This window comes from Pseudomonas sp. 39004 (genome assembly GCF_028682155.1).
Classification (GTDB): Bacteria; Pseudomonadota; Gammaproteobacteria; order Pseudomonadales; family Pseudomonadaceae; genus Aquipseudomonas; species Aquipseudomonas capeferrum.
Genome location: NZ_JANIAG010000036.1, coordinates 20,533 through 38,191, shown reverse-complemented (window position 1 = coordinate 38,191; position 17,659 = coordinate 20,533). Strand labels below are relative to the sequence as shown.

Here is a 17,659-nt window from a genome sequence, read left to right as displayed (position 1 = left end):
CCCTGCTCGGTCTGGATGATGCATCTGACTTGCGACGCGTCGTTAGCGCCCTTCGACGCCAACAAGCGACCGCCCGATTCCCCAAGGCGCAGTTCAATGCGCACCGACGGCGGCCAAGGCGCCAGTTCATTGATCAGCTCCAAGGCCAGGCGCTGGGTATCGAAATTGACCTCACCTTCGTGCTCGAACCCCATCAGTGCGCGGTCCAGCCGACTTTCCCGCAAGAACCAGCGTGCACGCTCGGCCATTGCCAATGGCACACGACCACTGGTCAGCAACGCCTTGATTTGCTCACCGTTTGCCAGCTCGAGAATTTCTTCGGCGCAACGCACGGACAAGCCCGGAAATACCCTGGTCAGTATTGCGCCGGCAGCAGAGGGTACAGCCTGGCGAATAGCCAGCTCGCGCTCGAAAGCGGCGCCACGCAGGTGCGGCTCAAGTGCATGGCACTCGTGGCGTGCATGGGCATCGAGCAGCCGTGCAGGGGCTGGCGCCTCTTGCAGGTGCAGATGGCGCAACTGATTGTGTTCGAGCCCGGTTACCCGAAGCAGCGTTTCGGCGGTCTGGTCAGAGGCTTGCGCGAAGTCCCCGCCAAATCTGCGCATCAGCGGGCCGCCGCCATCGAGGTGATGAGCCGAGAGCGGCCGGTCCGCCAACCTGAAGCGGCCCTCGCCTTCGTGCAGGGGCGTGAGCGCATCGACAAACGGCACCCGTTCCAGCACCCGGCCCACACCCACTACCCCGACGCCCACCACGGCACCGACAGCAAGGTTCTCTGCCACGCCAAACAGGTGATCCAGTGCCCCTTGGCGGTCCCCTATCCGCCAATCGGTATAGCCTTTGTAGACTTCGCTGACCACGTCCACTGCAGCCACGGCGAACATCACCTCCCCCAATACCGGAATGAACAGCGCAGCCAGGTTGAGCACATCGAGCCCCGCACTCTTGAGCGTTTCCAGCCGCTGATAGCGCTCGATGGCGGTTTCGTCGGCAGTGGGTACCGCCAGGATTCTTGCATCATCAAGCATCTTGTCCACCTGCAAGCCACGCAGATAGGCGAACAAGGGCGTATTGATGGCGAAGTTGCGCCCATCCAGAACAGCTGGCGTTTGCACGCTGCTGGCTTCGATAAGGCGCTCCAGGGTGGCGGTGAAGGCCGGCCGGTCACGTTCACTGATGAAGCGACTGAAAAAGGATCGGTAATGAGGCGCACGCAGCCGTTTGGCCAACCACTGGTACAAGGCCTCCCATGAGGCATGCTTGGCCACCGGCCGATTCGGGTCCTGCGGTATCCAGCTGATGACCCCCATCAGCGGCCCTTCGGCGTGCTCGCGCAGTTCCAGGGTGACGAGCCCATGGATACGCTTACCCAACAGAAACAACTGCCGGGGTGTGACACCACCCGGGATCGCCGGCACGATGGGTTTGCTTGCGAATACCGGTAACAAGCGCAAGTAGTCGGCTTCCTCCAACTCAGACTTGATCCTTGCCACACGCACTGCAACGTCCAACTTGGCGCGCAGGCTTTCTTCAAACATGCGTTCCACCGCTACACGGGCAAAATCCTCAGGCGCCGTGGGCCTGCTTTTGGGAAACAATTGCGTGCGCAGCATTTGCTGGTACCGCCCGCCAATATCCAAGTCTCTGCAGCAGCGGGCAAACGCCTCGAATTCCAGCGGCAATCTCGCCCCGTGGGTGTCCTGCAAATAGGCTCGACGACGCAATGAGGGGACGGTCTCACTTTCATGAAAATTGTGCAGCGCCGCCGTCAGCAGCGGTTGCACGCTATGGACTGTCCTCCAGGGGGTATGCAGCCGCGGTGCTGCGCTGGGCATGGGCACATCGTCTTCGATATAGACCTGCATGCTTCGCACATCGACATCGGCCAGGCCGTTGGCGCGCAACGCCTGCTCGAGCAGCGGCGAGGCAAAGACCTCAAGACCGGGAATGCTTGCCAACCTGTTCCTGACCTGCTCCGCAGCAGCCTGCTGTTGGCGCAGCGCCCGGTGCAAGGTCAGAAGAAGATCGACATTGGCAGTTCTCAGCCAATCCGCAAGCTGGCGGGCAATGAAGGCATCGACGGAATCGGAGGGGATCGGAATGACGGACACGGCATGCGCTCCTGATGATGAGGCAGCCAGCTCAACATTTTCGTTTCATGCCGGTGTGTTACTTAAAGCTGACGCCCCCGTTCGGATTGCCGAACGAAAAAAACCCACGCATTCGGCGTTCCGACTATGGGTTAATCCTGAAAAACCTTGAGATAGGGCTGATGCCCAGGCTTTTCGGGGGGTTATGATCATTCACAGAGCTTGGCACGAGTCATGCTCTACACTTGGAAGCCGAATGCACCGCTTCATGCTGTATTCGTTGAACGAAAGAGTCCGCCAACGGCTCCATAAAAAAAACAAACACGTCGAGGAAAATTTGATGCGTATCGTTCGTCAATTGCTGGGCGCCGCCATCGCGGCTGCAGTCATCGCTTCGCCTGTCATGGCCGAGGAGCTGACCGGCACCCTGAAGAAGATCAAGGACTCGGGCACCATCACACTGGGGCACCGTGACTCATCCATTCCATTTTCCTACCTGGCAGGCAGCACCACGCCCGTCGGCTACTCCCACGACATCCAGCTCGCTGTGGTCGAAGCGCTGAAGAAGCAGCTGGGCACCGACATCAAGGTCAAGTACAACCTCGTCACCTCCCAGACCCGTATTCCTCTGGTACAGAACGGCACCGTCGACCTGGAATGCGGCTCCACCACCAACAACGTCGAGCGCCAGCAGCAGGTCGGTTTCTCGGTCGGCATCTTTGAAGTCGGTACCCGTCTGCTGACCAAGGTCAAGGACGGTCAGCCATCCTATAAAGACTTCCCGGACCTGGCCGGCAAGAACGTGGTGACCACCGCCGGTACCACCTCCGAGCGCATCCTCAAGGCGATGAACGCCGACAAGCAGATGAAGATGAACGTGATTTCCGCCAAGGACCACGGTGAAGCCTTCAACATGCTCGAAAGCGGCCGCGCCGTGGCCTTCATGATGGACGACGCCCTGCTGGCCGGTGAAATGGCCAAGGCGCGTAAACCTGCGGATTGGGTCATCACCGGTACTCCACAGTCGTACGAAATCTACGGCTGCATGGTGCGCAAGGAAGACGCTGCGTTCAAGAAAGCGGTCGACGAGGCCATCGTGGGCTACTTCAAATCGGGTGAAGTCAACAAGAGCTACGACAAGTGGTTCATGCAACCGATCCCGCCAAAAGGCCTGAATCTGCAATTCCAGATGAGCGACGAACTGAAAAAACTGATCGCCGAGCCGACCGACAAGGCCGCGGACGAGAAGAAGTCCTGATCCTCAGATAGTGGCCTGGTGCGCAAGCGCACGAATCTATTCTGCAGGCCACTCATTAGTGTCTAACCTTTCATCCGAGGGCGCCGAGCGCCCCCGGATGCTCGAAGGTGCCCGTGAAACAACCGTCTGAGGGGAAATCCCGATGAATTACAACTGGGACTGGGGCGTGTTCTTCAAGTCCACCGGCGTGGGCAGCGAAACCTATCTGGACTGGTACATCACCGGCCTGGGCTGGACCATCGCCATCGCCATCACCGCCTGGATCATCGCACTGCTGCTGGGGTCGGTACTCGGCGTCATGCGTACCGTGCCTAACCGCCTTGTATCGGGCATCGCCACCGCCTACGTGGAGCTGTTCCGTAACGTACCGTTGCTGGTGCAATTGTTCATCTGGTACTTCCTGGTACCGGACCTGCTGCCCGAGGGCCTGCAGGAATGGTTCAAGCAGGACCTCAACCCGACCACCTCGGCGCTGATCAGCGTAGTTGTCTGCCTGGGCCTGTTCACCGCCGCGCGAGTCTGCGAACAGGTGCGGACCGGTATCCAGGCGCTGCCCCGCGGCCAAGAGGCCGCCGCCCGCGCCATGGGCTTCAGCCTGCCGCAGATCTACACCAACGTGCTGCTGCCGCAAGCGTACCGGATCATCATTCCGCCGCTCACCTCCGAGTTTCTCAACGTGTTCAAGAACTCCTCGGTGGCCTCGCTGATCGGCCTGATGGAGCTGCTGGCACAGACCAAACAGACGGCGGAATTTTCCGCCAACCTGTTCGAGGCATTTACCCTGGCCACGCTGATCTACTTCACCCTGAACATGGGCCTGATGCTGCTCATGCGCCTGGTCGAGAAGAAAGTCGCCGTGCCTGGCCTGATTTCCGTGGGGGGCAAGTAAATGGACATGGATTTCAGCGAAATCATCCCGGCCCTGCCTGCCCTGTGGGGCGGCATGGTCATGACCCTGCAATTGATGGTCATGGGCGTGGTCGGCGGCATCGCGCTCGGCACCCTGCTGGCATTGATGCGCCTGTCGTCGAGCAAGCTGCTGTCGCGTGTGGCGGGTGCCTACGTCAACTACTTCCGCTCGATCCCGCTGCTGCTGGTGATCACCTGGTTCTACCTGGCGGTGCCGTTCGTGCTGCGCTGGATCACCGGCGAAGATACCCCCGTCGGTGCGTTCACCTCCTGCGTCGTCGCGTTCATGATGTTCGAGGCAGCGTACTTCTGCGAAATCGTCCGCGCCGGCGTGCAGTCGATTTCCAAAGGGCAGATGGGTGCCGCTCAAGCACTGGGCATGAATTACGCCCAGACCATGCGCCTGATCATCCTGCCCCAGGCCTTCCGCAAGATGACCCCGTTGCTGCTGCAGCAGAGCATCATCCTGTTCCAAGACACCTCGCTGGTGTATACCGTGGGCCTGGTCGACTTCCTCAACTCGGCACGCTCCAACGGCGACATCATCGGGCGCTCCCATGAGTTCCTGATCTTCGCCGGGGTCGTCTACTTCATCATCAGCTTCTCCGCTTCGTGGCTGGTCAAGCGCCTGCAAAAAAGGATCACCGTATGATTTCCATCAAGAACGTCAACAAGTGGTACGGCGACTTCCAGGTATTGACCGACTGCAGCACCGACGTCAAGAAAGGTGAAGTGGTGGTAGTGTGCGGCCCGTCGGGCTCGGGCAAGTCCACCCTGATCAAGTGCGTCAACGCCCTGGAACCGTTCCAGAAAGGCGACGTGGTGGTCGATGGCACCTCGATTGCCGACCCGAAGACCAACCTGCCCAAGCTGCGTTCGCGGGTCGGCATGGTGTTCCAGCACTTCGAGCTGTTTCCGCACCTGACCATCACCGAGAACCTGACCATTGCTCAGCGCAAGGTACTTGGCCGCAGCGAGGCGGAAGCCACCAAGAAGGGCCTGGCCCTGCTCGAACGCGTCGGCCTCAGCGCCCATGCCAAGAAGCACCCCGGCCAGCTCTCCGGCGGCCAGCAGCAACGTGTGGCGATCGCCCGCGCCCTGGCGATGGACCCGATCGTCATGCTGTTCGACGAACCGACCTCGGCACTGGACCCGGAAATGGTCAGCGAGGTGCTGGATGTGATGGTGCAACTGGCCCACGAAGGCATGACCATGATGTGCGTGACCCACGAGATGGGCTTTGCCCGCAAGGTCGCCAACCGGGTCATCTTCATGGACAAGGGCAGCATCATCGAAGACTGCACCAAAGAGGAATTCTTCGGTGACCAGAGCGCCCGCGACCAGCGCACCCAGCACTTCCTGAGCAAGATCCTGCAACACTAAGTCGGCCTCCAGCCCCGCTGCTCGCCCCCTCCGGGCAGCGGAAGCTGGTCGTGACAAGGCCACTGTGATGAAATGCGACCCTTCGCTACTGCTCCCTGCCAAGCCTGCCGTGAATTCCCGCCTGATCCGCCAATTGCTGTTGCCGCCTTTGATCATCCTGCTGATGGTCGGCTTGGGGCTGGCCGGTTACCTGGTCAGCGAGAGCAACGGCATCCGCACCTTGAGCGAAAACGGTGAACGTCAGCTGGAGCTGCACGCGCGCACGGTCGAAAGCGAGATCAGCAAGTACACCTACCTGCCCAGCCTGCTGGAGCTTGAAGACAGCGTCTCGCACCTGCTCACCGACCCTGACGGCGGCTCCCGCCAGGCCGTCAACGAATACCTCGAAGGTTTGAATCGGCGCAGCCGCAGCCGGGCGATCTTCGTCCTCGACACCAATGGCCGGGTGCAGGCCACCAGCAACTGGCGCGATGCCGATTCGTTCCTCGGTGAAGACCTGTCGTTCCGGGCCTATTTCCAGACGGCCGTGCGCGGCGAACCCGGGCGCTTCTACGGCATCGGCAGCACCACCGGCGAGGCTGGCTACTACCTGGCCCACGGGCTGGAAGAACACGGCAAGATCATTGGCGTGGCGGTGATCAAGGTGCGCCTGGATACCCTTGAGGAGCGCTGGCAGCGGGCCCGCCTGGAGGCTTTCGTCAGTGACGAAAACGGTATCATCATCCTCTCCAGTGACCCGGCGCGGCGCCTGAAATCGGTGCGCCCGCTGACCCCGCAAATCAAAGAGCGCCTGGCGCGCAGCCTGCAGTATTACTGGTGGCCGTTGAACGAGCTGCAACCACTGGCGCGGGAAACCCTGGCCGATGGCGTCGAGAAGCTGACCTTCCCGGCCAACAGCGAAACGGTTCAGGGCAAGGCCCATGAAGTGGCCTACCTGGCACAAACCCGGCGCCTGGTCGATACCCCGTGGCATTTCACCCTGCTGACCCCGCTGCAGGACTTGCGCCGTGAATCCATGGTGCAGGGCATCCTGGTTGGGGTGGCATTCGCCCTGCTGGCGATTCTGGGTATCGCCTGGAATGAACGGCGCAAGGTCATCGCCACCCGCCTGGCCGCCCGTGAGGCGCTGCAGGAAGCCAACAGCCAGCTCGAACGGCGTATCACCGAGCGCACCGCCGACCTGCGCGCCAGCAATGAACGGCTCAAGGGGCAGATCCGCGAGCGCCGGCATGCCGAGCAAACCCTGCGCCACGCCCAGGACGAGCTGGTCCAGGCAGGCAAGCTGGCCGCCATCGGGCAGATGTCCACCAGCATCGCCCACGAACTCAACCAGCCCTTGGCCGCGTTGCGCACCTTGTCGGGCAACACCGTGCGCTTCCTCGAACGCGGCGCACTGGAAACGGCCAGCACCAACCTGCGCACCATGAACGACCTGATTGATCGCATGGGCCGCATCACCGCCAGCCTGCGATCGTTCGCCCGCCGTGGCGACGACAGTGGCCAGGCGTCGCTGGCCAAGGCAGTGGACGCTTCATTGCAGGTGCTGGCCAACCGCATCAGTGGCTGCCACTTGCAGTTGCACCATCAGTTCGAAGACCAGCAGCTGGCCATTGACCAGACCCGCCTGGAGCAGATCCTGGTCAACCTGATCGGCAACGCCCTCGACGCCATGGCCACCCAGCCCCTGCCAGAGCTGTGGCTGGAAGGCGAACTGCAGGGCGACAAATATCGCCTGCGGGTGCGCGACAATGGCCATGGCATCGACGCCGAGGCGCGCAAGCACCTGTTCGAACCCTTCTTCACCACCAAACCCGGCGAACACGGCCTGGGCCTGGGCCTGACCTTGTCGGCGAGCCTTGCTGCCGCCGCCAAGGGCAGCCTGAACGTCGAGCACCCCGCCAGTGGCGGCACGGCCTTTGTCCTGGCCCTGCCCCTGGTATCCCCCCCTAGCGAACCGGCGGAGCACCCATGAACCAAGCGCCTCTTACCGTCCTGATCGTCGAAGACGACCCGCATGTGCTGCTCGGCTGCCAGCAGGCGCTGGCGCTGGAAGACATCGCCTGTGAAGGGGTCGGCAGCGCCGAACAGGCCCTGGAACGCATCAGCGACGACTTCGCCGGCATCGTCGTCAGCGATATCCGCTTGCCGGGCATCGACGGCCTCGAACTGCTCAACCGCCTCAAAGCCCGCGACCGCAGCCTGCCCGTGGTGCTGATCACCGGCCATGGCGACATCGACATGGCGGTCGGCGCCATGCGCAATGGCGCCTATGACTTCATGGAGAAACCCTTCTCGCCTGAGCGCCTGGTCGATGTGGTGCGCCGCGCCCTCGAACATCGCGGCCTTTCCCGCGAAGTGGTGGCCCTGCGCCGCCAACTGGCCGAACAGAGCAGCCTGGAGGGTCGCATCATTGGCCGCTCGGCAGCCATGGAGCAGCTGCGCGAGTTGATCGCCAATGTGGCCGACACCTCGGCCAACGTGCTGATCGAAGGCGAGACCGGCACCGGCAAGGAACTGGTCGCCCGCTGCCTCCACGACTTCAGCCGCCGCCAGGGCCAGCCCTTCGTGGCCCTGAACTGCGGGGGCCTGCCCGAGAACCTGTTCGAAAGCGAGATCTTCGGCCACGAAGCCAACGCCTTCACCGGTGCGGGCAAACGCCGAATCGGCAAGATCGAACACGCCAACGGCGGCACGCTGTTCCTCGACGAAGTCGAAAGCATGCCGATCAACCTGCAGATCAAACTGCTGCGGGTGTTGCAGGAGCGCACCCTGGAACGGCTGGGCTCGAACCAGAGCATTGCGGTGGATTGCCGGGTGATCGCCGCGACCAAGGCCGACCTCGATGCCATGGGCCAGAACGGGCAGTTTCGCAGCGACCTGTACTACCGGCTGAACGTGGTGACGCTGGAACTACCGCCACTGCGCGAACGCCGCGAAGACATCCTGCAACTGTTCGAACACTTCCTGCAGCAATCGGCCCTGCGCTTCGACCGCGAAACGCCGACCTTGGACAGCCAGACCCTGTCGCGGCTGATGGCCCATGACTGGCCCGGCAACGTGCGCGAACTGCGCAACGTGGCCGAGCGTTATGCCTTGGGCCTGCCGGCGTTCAAGAAAGGCCCGAGTGGTGGCGCCAGCCAGGGGCTGGGCTTTTCCGAAGCCGTTGAGGCTTTCGAGCGCAACCTGCTCAGCGATGCCCTGCAGCGCACCGGCGGCAACCTCAGCCAGGCCAGCCAGGAGCTGGGCATGGCCAAGACCACGCTGTTCGACAAAGTGAAAAAGTACGGGCTGGGCTGAAAGATCGGCGTCGCCCTCTTCGCGGACAAAACCGCTCTTAAAGGCCTGCGATATGCGTCGCGTCCTGCCGGTGTGACTGCAGGTAAGGCAGCACCGCCCCCAGCAACGGCGCCTTGAACGGCTCCTGGAAGCGGTGCGCCAACCCCGGTATCAAGCGCAACTGACTACCCTGGATATGCGCTGCCAGGTGCACCCCATGCATCACCGGCAACAAGGGGTCGGCCGTGCCATGCACCACAAGTGTCGGCACGCGCAACTGGTTGAGCAGCGCTACCCGGCTCGGTTCGGCAAGGATCGCCATGATCTGGCGCTTGGCACCCTCAGGGTTGAACGCCCGGTCATAGGCCACGGCCGCCTGTTGCATCAACGCCGCACGGTCATCGTGTACCTCGGGGCTGCCCAGGGCTGCCAGCAAATCAGCCTGCTGTTCGATGGCCACCTCGCGGTTCGGCGCACTGCGCCGGGCCAGCAACTGCACCAGGGCCGGATCTGGCGCGGGCAACCCTGCGGCCCCCGAGCTGGACATCACCAGCGTCAGGCTACGCACCCGCTCCGGCGCCATCGCCGCCAGGTGCTGCGCGATCATCCCCCCCATGCTGACCCCCAGCACATGAAATTGGTCTATGCCCAGTGAGTCCATCAGGCGCAGCCCATCCCCGGCCATGTCGGTCAGCGTATACGGCGCGGCGACTGGCAAGCCCAGCTTGTAGCGCAGCAGCTCGACGGTCAGGTTGGCGGAAGGGGGCAGTTGGTTCCAGCGTGACAGGCCAACATCGCGGTTGTCATAGCGAATGACCCGAAACCCCTGGCGGCACAAGGCCTCGACCACGTCGTCCGGCCAGTGGATCAGTTGCCCGCCCAGGCCCATGACCAGCAGCAGTGCCGGGTCTCGGGCTGCACCTACGCTCTGGTAGACCAGGCTCAGCTCACCCAGCTCCGCCCGCTGAGCCGCCACGTGAACGTCGCAGCGCTGCTCGGCGAAGCTCGCCGGCACGCTGACAAGGAAGAACAAAAACAGCAGAAAAGCCCGCATGAAAGAAACACCAGAATGCAGATCCCCAGTAGAACGCGAGTCTGATGAAAATCATTCAAGCGCGCTGCCACAGTTCAATGACAATTTCGTGAACCTCGCCAGGCGGTCAGTGTGGCATCACACGTAAACCCTGATGACAGCCAGGCCAACTTGAGCCAGACTCAACGACTACCCCGTTTCCTCCCGTATTCCCAATGGAAAGTCGTTGTGCTTGAAATTCGCCACCTGAAAACCCTTCATGCCCTGCGCGAGTCCGACAGCCTGGTGGAGGCCGCCGAGCGCCTGCACCTGACGCAGTCAGCCCTGTCGCACCAGTTCAAGGAGCTCGAAGAGCGCCTTGGCCTGCCGCTGTTCGTGCGCAAGACCAAGCCGATCCGCTTTACCAGCGCCGGGCTGCGCCTGCTGCAACTGGCCGATGCCACCTTGCCGCTGCTGCGCGGCGCCGAGCGTGACATCGCCCGCCTGGCCGGCGGCACCGCCGGGCGCCTGCACATGGCCATCGAATGCCATAGCTGCTTCCAATGGCTGATGCCGACCATCGACCAGTTCCGCGATGCCTGGCCGGAAGTGGAGCTGGACCTGGCCTCAGGGTTCGCCTTCGCCCCGCTGCCAGCCCTGGCCCGGGGTGACCTGGACTTGGTGGTCACCTCCGACCCGCTGGACCTGGCCGGTATCACCTACGTACCACTGTTCACCTACGAAGCCATGATCGCCGTCGCCAACCAGCATCCGCTGGCCAGCAAGCCTTACATCGTGCCGCAGGACCTGCTCGACCAGACCTTGATCACGTACCCGGTGGAACGCGACCGCCTGGACATCTTCACCCGCTTCCTGGAGCCGGCCGACATCGAACCGGCCGCCGTGCGCACCTCCGAGCTGACCGTGATGATGATGCAACTGGTTGCCAGCGGCCGTGGGGTGTGTGGCATGCCGCACTGGGCGCTGCACGAGTACAGCTCGCGCGGCTATGTGAAGGGCAAGCGCCTGGGCGAAAAGGGCCTGTTCGCCACGCTTTATGCGGCCGTGCGCACCGACATGCTCGATGCACCGTACATGCGCGACTTCCTGTTGACCGCCAAGGACACCTCGTTCGCCACCCTGGACGGGGTCAGCGCGGTACGCTGACCGCTTTGCGGTAGAGCGGCAGGATCAAGTCGCGGGTCAATGGTGCCAGCTCAAGAGCGGGCGCCTGGTCGGCGGCCAACCAGACCACTTCTTCGATTTCTGCTGCTGGGACCACGGCCTCGGCACTGTCGACCCGAAACAGCTCGGCCTGCACCTCATGGCCTGGCTCGTTGGCCGCCGGGGCGCTGAAGCGGCCCAGGGGGATGGCCTGGGCGGGGTCGATGCGCAGGCCCAACTCTTCGTGCAGTTCGCGTACCAGTGCGGCCACCGGCGTTTCCCCTGCATCGATCTTGCCCCCAGGCTGCATGAAGGCCTGGGTGCCGCGTTTGCGGACCAGCAGGGTGCGGCCCTGGGGGTCGATCAGCAGGGCGGCGGCAATGCGGATGGTCTTGGTCATGGGATGGGCTCACAGGCAAAGCCAGAGAGCATCCCATGGGGCTCATGGCCAGACAAGCACAGGCAGCCTCCCCCACGCACAGACGAACGGCCCCTTGCCAACCCGCCGCCGACCCTCCATAACCAACACATGAACCTGCCCGCCCAACAGCACCCGGTGCTCGCACTGTTCCACCCCGCCGTCGGCACCTGGTTCCGTCGCCACTTCGCCACGGTCACCGACGCCCAGGCCCGTGCCTGGCCATTGATTCACGCCGGTGAATCGATGCTGCTGGCCGCGCCGACCGGTTCGGGCAAGACCTTGAGCGCCTTCCTCGCGGTGCTCGATGAGCTGTTCCGCCAAGGCCTTGAACACGGCGGCGAACTGCCTGCACAGACGCAGGTGGTCTACGTCTCGCCGCTCAAGGCCCTGTCCAACGATATTCGCCTGAACCTGCAGGCCCCGCTCGAAGGCATCAGCCAGGCGCTCGAAGACCAGGGCCTGAAAGCGCCCCGTATCACCACCGCCGTGCGCACTGGCGACACGCCGCAAAAAGAACGTGCAGCCATGCGCAAGCTCGCCCCGCACATCCTGGTGACCACGCCAGAGTCACTCTATGTGCTGATGGGCTCGGCCTCGGGCCGTGCCGGCCTTGCCAGTGTGCACACGGTGATTGTCGATGAGATTCACGCCCTGGCCGGCAACAAACGCGGCGCCCATCTGGCGCTGACCCTGGAGCGCCTGCAAGCCCTCGCCGAACGGCCCTTGCGGCGCATCGGCCTGTCCGCCACGCAGCGGCCGGTGGAGCGCGTGGCGCAGTTTCTGGTGGGGCATCAGCGCCCCTGTGCGATCGTCGACATCGGCCACGCACGCACGCGCGACCTGGCCCTGGAAGTACCACCAGTGCCCCTGGGTGCGGTGATGGCCACCGACGTGTGGAACCTGGTCTACGACCGCCTGGCAACCCTGGCCCGCGAACACCGCACGACGTTGGTTTTCGTCAACACCCGGCGCCTGGCCGAACGCCTGACCCGCCACCTCAGCGACCGCCTGGGCAAAGAAGCTGTGGCCGCGCACCACGGCAGCCTGGCCAAGGAACTGCGCCTGGACGCCGAACAGCGCCTGAAGCAGGGCCAGTTGCAGGTGCTGGTGGCCACGGCTTCCCTGGAGCTGGGCATCGATATCGGCGATGTCGACCTGGTCTGCCAGATCGCCTCGCCAGGTTCGATCGCAGCCTTTTTGCAACGTGTCGGCCGCTCGGGCCACCAGGTCGAGGGCATTCCCAAAGGCCGGCTGTTCCCGACTTCGCGGGACGACCTGATCGAATGCACGGCCCTGCTCGACTGTGTGCGCCGAGGCGAGCTCGACCAGCTGCACATCGCCAAGGCCCCCCTGGATGTACTGGCCCAGCAAATCGTCGCCGAAGCCAGCAACCAGCCGTGGCTGGAGCAGGCGCTGTTCGACTGCCTGCGCCAGGCAACGCCCTACGCCGAACTCGACGCGCAGCACTACCAGGCGCTGCTGAGCATGCTTGCCGAGGGCTACAACGGCCGCCAAGGCATCCGTAGCGCCTACCTGCACCGCGACGCGGTGAGCGGCACCTTGCGCGGCCGTCGCGGCAGCCAGCTGACGGCCTTGACCAGTGGCGGCACCATCCCCGAGACCGCCGACTACGCCGTGCTGCTCGAACCCCAGGCGCTGAGCATCGGCAGCGTCAACGAAGATTTCGCGGTAGAAAGCATTGCCGGCGATATTTTCCAGTTGGGCAATGCCTCGTACCGGATCCTGCGGGTCGAACCTGGCCGCGTGCGGGTCGAGGACGCCCATGGCCTGCCGCCCACTATTCCGTTCTGGCTGGGGGAAGCGCCGGGGCGCAGCGATGAGCTGTCAGCAGCGGTCGCCCGCTTGCAGGCACGCATCGACGAGCGGCTGGGGTTGCCGGGTGCCGATAGCGCTACGTTGCTGCAATGGCTGCAGCGTACCTTCGAACTGGGCGAAGACAGCGCCAGCCAGTTGCTCGATTACCTGGGGCGCACGCGGGCAGTACTGGGCGCCCTGCCCTCGCAACAGACGCTGATCATGGAGCGCTTCTTCGACGAGTCCGGCGGCACCCAGCTGATCATCCACTCGCCCTATGGCAGCCGTATCAACCGCGCCTGGGGCCTGGCCCTGCGCAAGCGCTTCTGCCGCACGTTCAATTTCGAGCTGCAAGCGGCGGCCAGCGAAGATGCCATCGTGCTGTCGCTGTCCACCAGCCACAGTTTCGCCCTGGACGAAGTGTGGCGCTACCTGACCAGCCGCAGTGCCGAACAGGTCCTCATCCAGGCCCTGCTCGACGCGCCGCTGTTCGGTGTGCGTTGGCGCTGGAACGCTGCCGTGGCCATGGCCTTGCCGCGCTTCGTCGGTGGGCGCAAGGTGGCCCCGCAGATCCAGCGGATGAAAAGCGAAGACCTGATTGCGTCGGTGTTCCCCGACCAGATCGCCTGCCTGGAAAACATCGTCGGCGAACGGCAGATCCCCGATCATCCGCTGGTCGAGCAGACCCTCGACGACTGCCTGCACGAGGCCATGGACAGCGAAGGCTGGCTGGCCCTGCTGCAGCGTATGGAGAGCGGCGAGGTGCGCATGCTCAGCCGCGACCTGCCGGCACCGTCACCGCTGGCCTCGGCCATCCTCAACGCCAGGCCCTACGCGTTTCTGGACGATGCGCCGCTGGAAGAACGCCGAACCCAGGCGGTACTCAACCGGCGCTGGAACGATGTGCGCAGTGGCGATGATCTTGGCGCGCTGGACGCCGACGCCATCCGCGCCGTGGAAGACGAGGCCTGGCCGCAACCGGTCAACGCCGATGAGATGCACGAGGCGTTGATGAGCCTGGGCGCCATCACCCAGCCTGAAGCCCAGGCCAACGCCAGTTGGGCCCTCCTGCTGCGGCAACTGGCCAAGGCAGGCCGAGCCTTGCACCTGCCCGATCGACAGCTCTGGCTGGCCCGTGAGCGCCTGAACCTGCTGCAGGCGCTGTATCCGGGTGCAGCCACAGAGCCTGCCTTGAACCTGCTGCCCGGCTTTGATCAGGCCATCGACGCCGACACTGCGCTGAGCGAGCTGCTGCGCGCCCGTCTGGGAGGTCACGGCCCGCAGACCTTGGCGCAGATCGCCACCCCCTTGGGCAAACCCCTCCCGGACATCGAGCAGGCCCTGGCTCGCCTGGAAAGCGAAGGCTATGTGCTGCGCGGCCATTTCAGCCCAGGTGCACACGACCTGCAGTGGTGCGAGCGCCACTTGCTGGCGCGCATCCACCGCTACACGGTCAAACGCCTGCGCCGGGAGATAGAACCGGTCAGCCTGCAGGACTTCATGCGCTTTCTGTTCGATTGGCAGCACCTGGCCGCAGACGAACGCCTGCGCGGGCCGCAGGCAGTGGCCGAGGTACTGGGCCAACTGCAGGGGTTTCCCAGCGCAGCGGGCGCCTGGGAAGCCGAGCTGTTGCCTGCGCGGATCAAGGACTACAGCCCGCACTGGCTCGACGACGCGTGCCGCAGCGGGCAGTTCGCCTGGAGCCGCCTGGCAGCGACGCAGTCGAGCAGCACCTTGGCCAGCACCCCGCTGGTGTTGTTGCCCAGGGACCAGCTCAATACCTGGCGCAGCCTCGCGCCAGCCCCTTGCCCTGAGGCGCTAGGCCCGCGCGCGCAACGTGTGCATGAAGCGCTGAAAGCGGAAGGTGCGCTGTTCTTCGATGAACTGGCCAAAGAGGCGCACCTGTTGCCCAGTGAGCTGGAAACGGCACTGCAGGAGCTGGTGGGCTCAGGTTTGGTCGGCGCCGACAGCTTCACCGGCCTGCGCAGCCTGATCACACCAGCGGCCAAACGCGCGCCACGCCACAGCCGCCGCGGCCATGCGCCGTTTTCGAACAGCATGGCCCACGCCGGGCGCTGGGCGTTGTTGCGGCGCGGTGCCGCCAGCTTGGACGAAGACCAGCGCCTGGAACACATTGCCCGCACCCTGCTGCGCCGCTACGGGGTGATCTGCTGGCGACTGCTGGAACGCGAGAGCGATGTGCTGCCCCCGTGGCGAGCGTTGCTGCGCTGTTATCACCGACTGGAAGCCCGCGGCGAAATCCGTGGCGGGCGGTTTATCGCCGGGTTGGCCGGCGAGCAGTTCGCCTTGCCGGAGGCAGTAGGCCTGTTGCGGCAAGTGCGACGGCGTGAGCCGGAGGGCGCCCTGGTGATGGTCAGTGCCAGCGACCCGCTGAACCTGGTGGGCTCGCTACTGCCGGGGGCCAAGGTACCGGCCGTGAGCGGCAATCGCTTGCTGTACCGCGATGGGGTACCCGTAGCGATGCGGGTTGCCGGGCGATACCAATTCCTCATCGACGCGTCGTTGGAAGAACAGCAAGCCTGGCGCCACCGGCTGTTACTCAAGCAGCACGACTGAGCACCCAGCCCGTTGTGCGAATGATTTTCGATACCCCGATTTTCATTTTCACTACCGCCCAACCGGGCTATGGTCGGGGTTTGCCCCAGGCCCCTGAGCCTGACCGCGCCATCGCAAGGACCCCGTATGAGCCTGTCACTTCTCAGCCGCTACGCCTTCTTCGCCGCCTGTGTACTGTTCACCCTGGCGAGCCTGCCGTTCACCCACCACGAGTGGTTGTGGCCCTTCACCCTGACCACTGCCGTACTCAGCCTGATCGGCGTGTTCGACTTGCTGCAAAAGCGCCATGCAGTCCGCCGCAACTACCCGATCCTCGGCAACATCCGCTACCTGGTCGAGGGCATTCGCCCGGAAATCCGCCAGTACCTACTCGAAGCCGACAGCGACGCCCTGCCCTTCTCCCGCGCCCAGCGCTCGCTGGTGTATGCCCGGGCCAAGAACGAAGCCTCGGACAAACCCTTCGGCACCCTGATCGACGTCTACCAGTCCGGCTTCGAATTTATCGGCCACTCCATGCGCCCGGCACCGCTGACCGACCCAGCAGGTTTTCGCATCGTCGTCGGCGGGCCGCAGTGCAGCCAGCCGTATTCGGCGTCGATCTTCAACATTTCGGCGATGAGTTTCGGTTCACTCAGCGCCAACGCCATCCGCGCCCTGAACGAAGGCGCCAAGCTGGGCAACTTCGCCCATGACACCGGCGAAGGCAGCATCAGCCCCTACCACCGTGAACACGGTGGCGACCTGGTGTGGGAGCTGGGCAGCGGCTACTTTGGCTGCCGTACCGCAGACGGGCGTTTCGACCCGGAACGCTTCGCCGCCCAGGCACGTACCCCCCAGGTACGGATGATCGAAATCAAGATGAGCCAAGGCGCCAAGCCCGGCCACGGCGGCATCCTGCCCAAGCACAAGGTGACCCAGGAAATTGCCGAAACCCGCGGCATCCTCATGGGCGAGGACTGCATTTCGCCGTCGCGCCACAGCGCCTTCTCGACGCCGATTGAAATGATGCAGTTCATTGCCCAGTTGCGCGAGCTGTCCGGCGGCAAGCCGGTGGGCTTCAAGTTTTGCCTGGGCCACCCGTGGGAGTTCATGGGCATCGCCAAGGCCATGCTGGAAACCGGCATCCTCCCTGATTTCATCGTCGTCGACGGCAAGGAAGGGGGCACGGGCGCGGCGCCGGTGGAGTTCACCGACCATATCGGCGTGCCGCTGCGCGAAGGCTTGCTGTTCGTGCATAACACCTTGGTCGGCCTGAACCTGCGCGACAAGATCAAGCTCGGTGCCAGTGGCAAGATCGTCAGTGCTTTCGACATCGCCAGCGTATTGGCCATCGGCGCCGACTGGGCCAACGCAGCGCGTGGCTTCATGTTCGCGATTGGTTGCATCCAGTCGCAGAGCTGCCATACCAACAAGTGCCCGACCGGTGTGGCCACCCAGGACCCGTTGCGCCAGCGCGCACTGGTGGTGCCGGACAAGGCCCAGCGGGTATTGAACTTCCACCACAACACCCTGCGCGCCCTGGCCGAAATGCTCGCTGCGGCCGGCCTGGAACACCCGGCACAATTGGAAGCCAAGCACCTGGTGCGACGGGTATCGGCCACCGAGATCAAGCTGTTCTCGCAGATGCATGTATTCCTCAAACCGGGGGAGTTGCTGACCGGTGAGGTGGATGGGCAGTTCTATTCGCGGATGTGGCAGATGGCCCGGGCGGACAGCTTCGAGCCTAACAGCGAGGTAGCGGCCTGACATGCCTG

12 protein-coding genes are annotated in these 17,659 nt (G+C 63.9%); 9 read left to right on the top strand and 3 right to left on the bottom strand.

What is annotated here, in order from left to right:
- The coding region (locus NP534_RS09140) for a dermonecrotic toxin domain-containing protein (RefSeq protein WP_337994315.1) at nucleotides 1-2,111 on the bottom strand (2,111 nt) is incomplete at its 3' end.
- 319 nt (nucleotides 2,112-2,430) lie between these two features.
- Between NP534_RS09140 and NP534_RS09135 the strand changes: the two genes are divergently transcribed.
- From NP534_RS09135 to NP534_RS09110, 6 genes are all read left to right on the top strand, one after another.
- On the top strand, nucleotides 2,431-3,348 hold the full coding sequence (locus NP534_RS09135) for a glutamate/aspartate ABC transporter substrate-binding protein (RefSeq protein WP_274098520.1): 918 nt from the start codon (nucleotides 2,431-2,433) through the stop codon (nucleotides 3,346-3,348).
- A 142-nt stretch (nucleotides 3,349-3,490) separates the two neighbouring features.
- Nucleotides 3,491-4,237 carry an amino acid ABC transporter permease gene (locus NP534_RS09130; RefSeq protein ID WP_033702681.1) on the top strand — a complete coding sequence of 249 codons (747 nt, stop codon included), beginning with the start codon at nucleotides 3,491-3,493 and terminating at the stop codon, nucleotides 4,235-4,237.
- On the top strand, nucleotides 4,238-4,909 hold the full coding sequence (locus NP534_RS09125; RefSeq protein WP_033702682.1) for an amino acid ABC transporter permease: 672 nt from the start codon (nucleotides 4,238-4,240) through the stop codon (nucleotides 4,907-4,909).
- A complete protein-coding gene (locus tag NP534_RS09120; protein ID WP_047583640.1) occupies nucleotides 4,906-5,640 on the top strand; it encodes an amino acid ABC transporter ATP-binding protein in 735 nt (244 codons plus the stop codon). Before NP534_RS09125 ends, NP534_RS09120 begins: the two co-directional genes overlap by 4 nt.
- A gap of 67 nt (nucleotides 5,641-5,707) precedes the next feature.
- Nucleotides 5,708-7,612: a sensor histidine kinase gene (locus tag NP534_RS09115; RefSeq protein ID WP_156310215.1), complete on the top strand. Its 1,905-nt coding sequence runs from the start codon at nucleotides 5,708-5,710 to the stop codon at nucleotides 7,610-7,612.
- The gene (locus NP534_RS09110) at nucleotides 7,609-8,937 is read left to right on the top strand and encodes a sigma-54-dependent transcriptional regulator (protein ID WP_033702685.1); all 1,329 of its coding nucleotides are present in this window, start codon (nucleotides 7,609-7,611) and stop codon (nucleotides 8,935-8,937) included. The genes NP534_RS09115 and NP534_RS09110 overlap by 4 nt, the downstream gene beginning before the upstream one ends.
- A 37-nt stretch (nucleotides 8,938-8,974) precedes the next feature.
- Here the strand turns inward: NP534_RS09110 and NP534_RS09105 are convergent, their stop codons facing one another.
- On the bottom strand, nucleotides 8,975-9,970 hold the full coding sequence (locus NP534_RS09105; RefSeq protein ID WP_274098519.1) for an alpha/beta fold hydrolase: 996 nt from the start codon (nucleotides 9,968-9,970) through the stop codon (nucleotides 8,975-8,977).
- 207 nt (nucleotides 9,971-10,177) lie between these two features.
- On the opposite strand from NP534_RS09105, the gene metR reads away from it, so the two are divergent.
- Entirely contained in the window at nucleotides 10,178-11,095 is a 918-nt protein-coding gene (metR, locus tag NP534_RS09100; protein ID WP_033702687.1) for a transcriptional regulator MetR, read from the top strand.
- Here the strand turns inward: metR and NP534_RS09095 are convergent.
- Nucleotides 11,079-11,492 carry an NUDIX hydrolase gene (locus NP534_RS09095; protein ID WP_274098518.1) on the bottom strand — a complete coding sequence of 138 codons (414 nt, stop codon included), beginning with the start codon at nucleotides 11,490-11,492 and terminating at the stop codon, nucleotides 11,079-11,081. The genes metR and NP534_RS09095 overlap by 17 nt on opposite strands.
- A 129-nt stretch (nucleotides 11,493-11,621) precedes the next feature.
- Here NP534_RS09095 and NP534_RS09090 point away from each other — a divergent pair, with 129 nt between their 5' ends.
- The gene (locus NP534_RS09090; protein ID WP_274098517.1) at nucleotides 11,622-15,905 is read left to right on the top strand and encodes a DEAD/DEAH box helicase; all 4,284 of its coding nucleotides are present in this window, start codon (nucleotides 11,622-11,624) and stop codon (nucleotides 15,903-15,905) included.
- Between the two features lie 126 nt (nucleotides 15,906-16,031).
- Nucleotides 16,032-17,651 carry an FMN-binding glutamate synthase family protein gene (locus tag NP534_RS09085; RefSeq protein ID WP_274098516.1) on the top strand — a complete coding sequence of 540 codons (1,620 nt, stop codon included), beginning with the start codon at nucleotides 16,032-16,034 and terminating at the stop codon, nucleotides 17,649-17,651.
- The last annotated feature ends 8 nt before the right edge of the window (nucleotides 17,652-17,659 follow it).

What these genes read in the sequence shown, in the direction of transcription:
- NP534_RS09135 (WP_274098520.1), top strand. Translation starts at nt 2,431, where the DNA reads ATGCGTATCGTTCGTCAATTGCTGGGCGCCGCCATCGCGGCTGCAGTC.
- NP534_RS09095 (WP_274098518.1), bottom strand. Translation starts at nt 11,492, where the DNA reads ATGACCAAGACCATCCGCATTGCCGCCGCCCTGCTGATCGACCCCCAG.
- NP534_RS09115 (WP_156310215.1), top strand. Translation starts at nt 5,708, where the DNA reads ATGAAATGCGACCCTTCGCTACTGCTCCCTGCCAAGCCTGCCGTGAAT.
- NP534_RS09090 (WP_274098517.1), top strand. Translation starts at nt 11,622, where the DNA reads ATGAACCTGCCCGCCCAACAGCACCCGGTGCTCGCACTGTTCCACCCC.
- NP534_RS09120 (WP_047583640.1), top strand. Translation starts at nt 4,906, where the DNA reads ATGATTTCCATCAAGAACGTCAACAAGTGGTACGGCGACTTCCAGGTA.
- NP534_RS09130 (WP_033702681.1), top strand. Translation starts at nt 3,491, where the DNA reads ATGAATTACAACTGGGACTGGGGCGTGTTCTTCAAGTCCACCGGCGTG.
- NP534_RS09110 (WP_033702685.1), top strand. Translation starts at nt 7,609, where the DNA reads ATGAACCAAGCGCCTCTTACCGTCCTGATCGTCGAAGACGACCCGCAT.
- NP534_RS09125 (WP_033702682.1), top strand. Translation starts at nt 4,238, where the DNA reads ATGGACATGGATTTCAGCGAAATCATCCCGGCCCTGCCTGCCCTGTGG.
- NP534_RS09105 (WP_274098519.1), bottom strand. Translation starts at nt 9,970, where the DNA reads ATGCGGGCTTTTCTGCTGTTTTTGTTCTTCCTTGTCAGCGTGCCGGCG.
- NP534_RS09085 (WP_274098516.1), top strand. Translation starts at nt 16,032, where the DNA reads ATGAGCCTGTCACTTCTCAGCCGCTACGCCTTCTTCGCCGCCTGTGTA.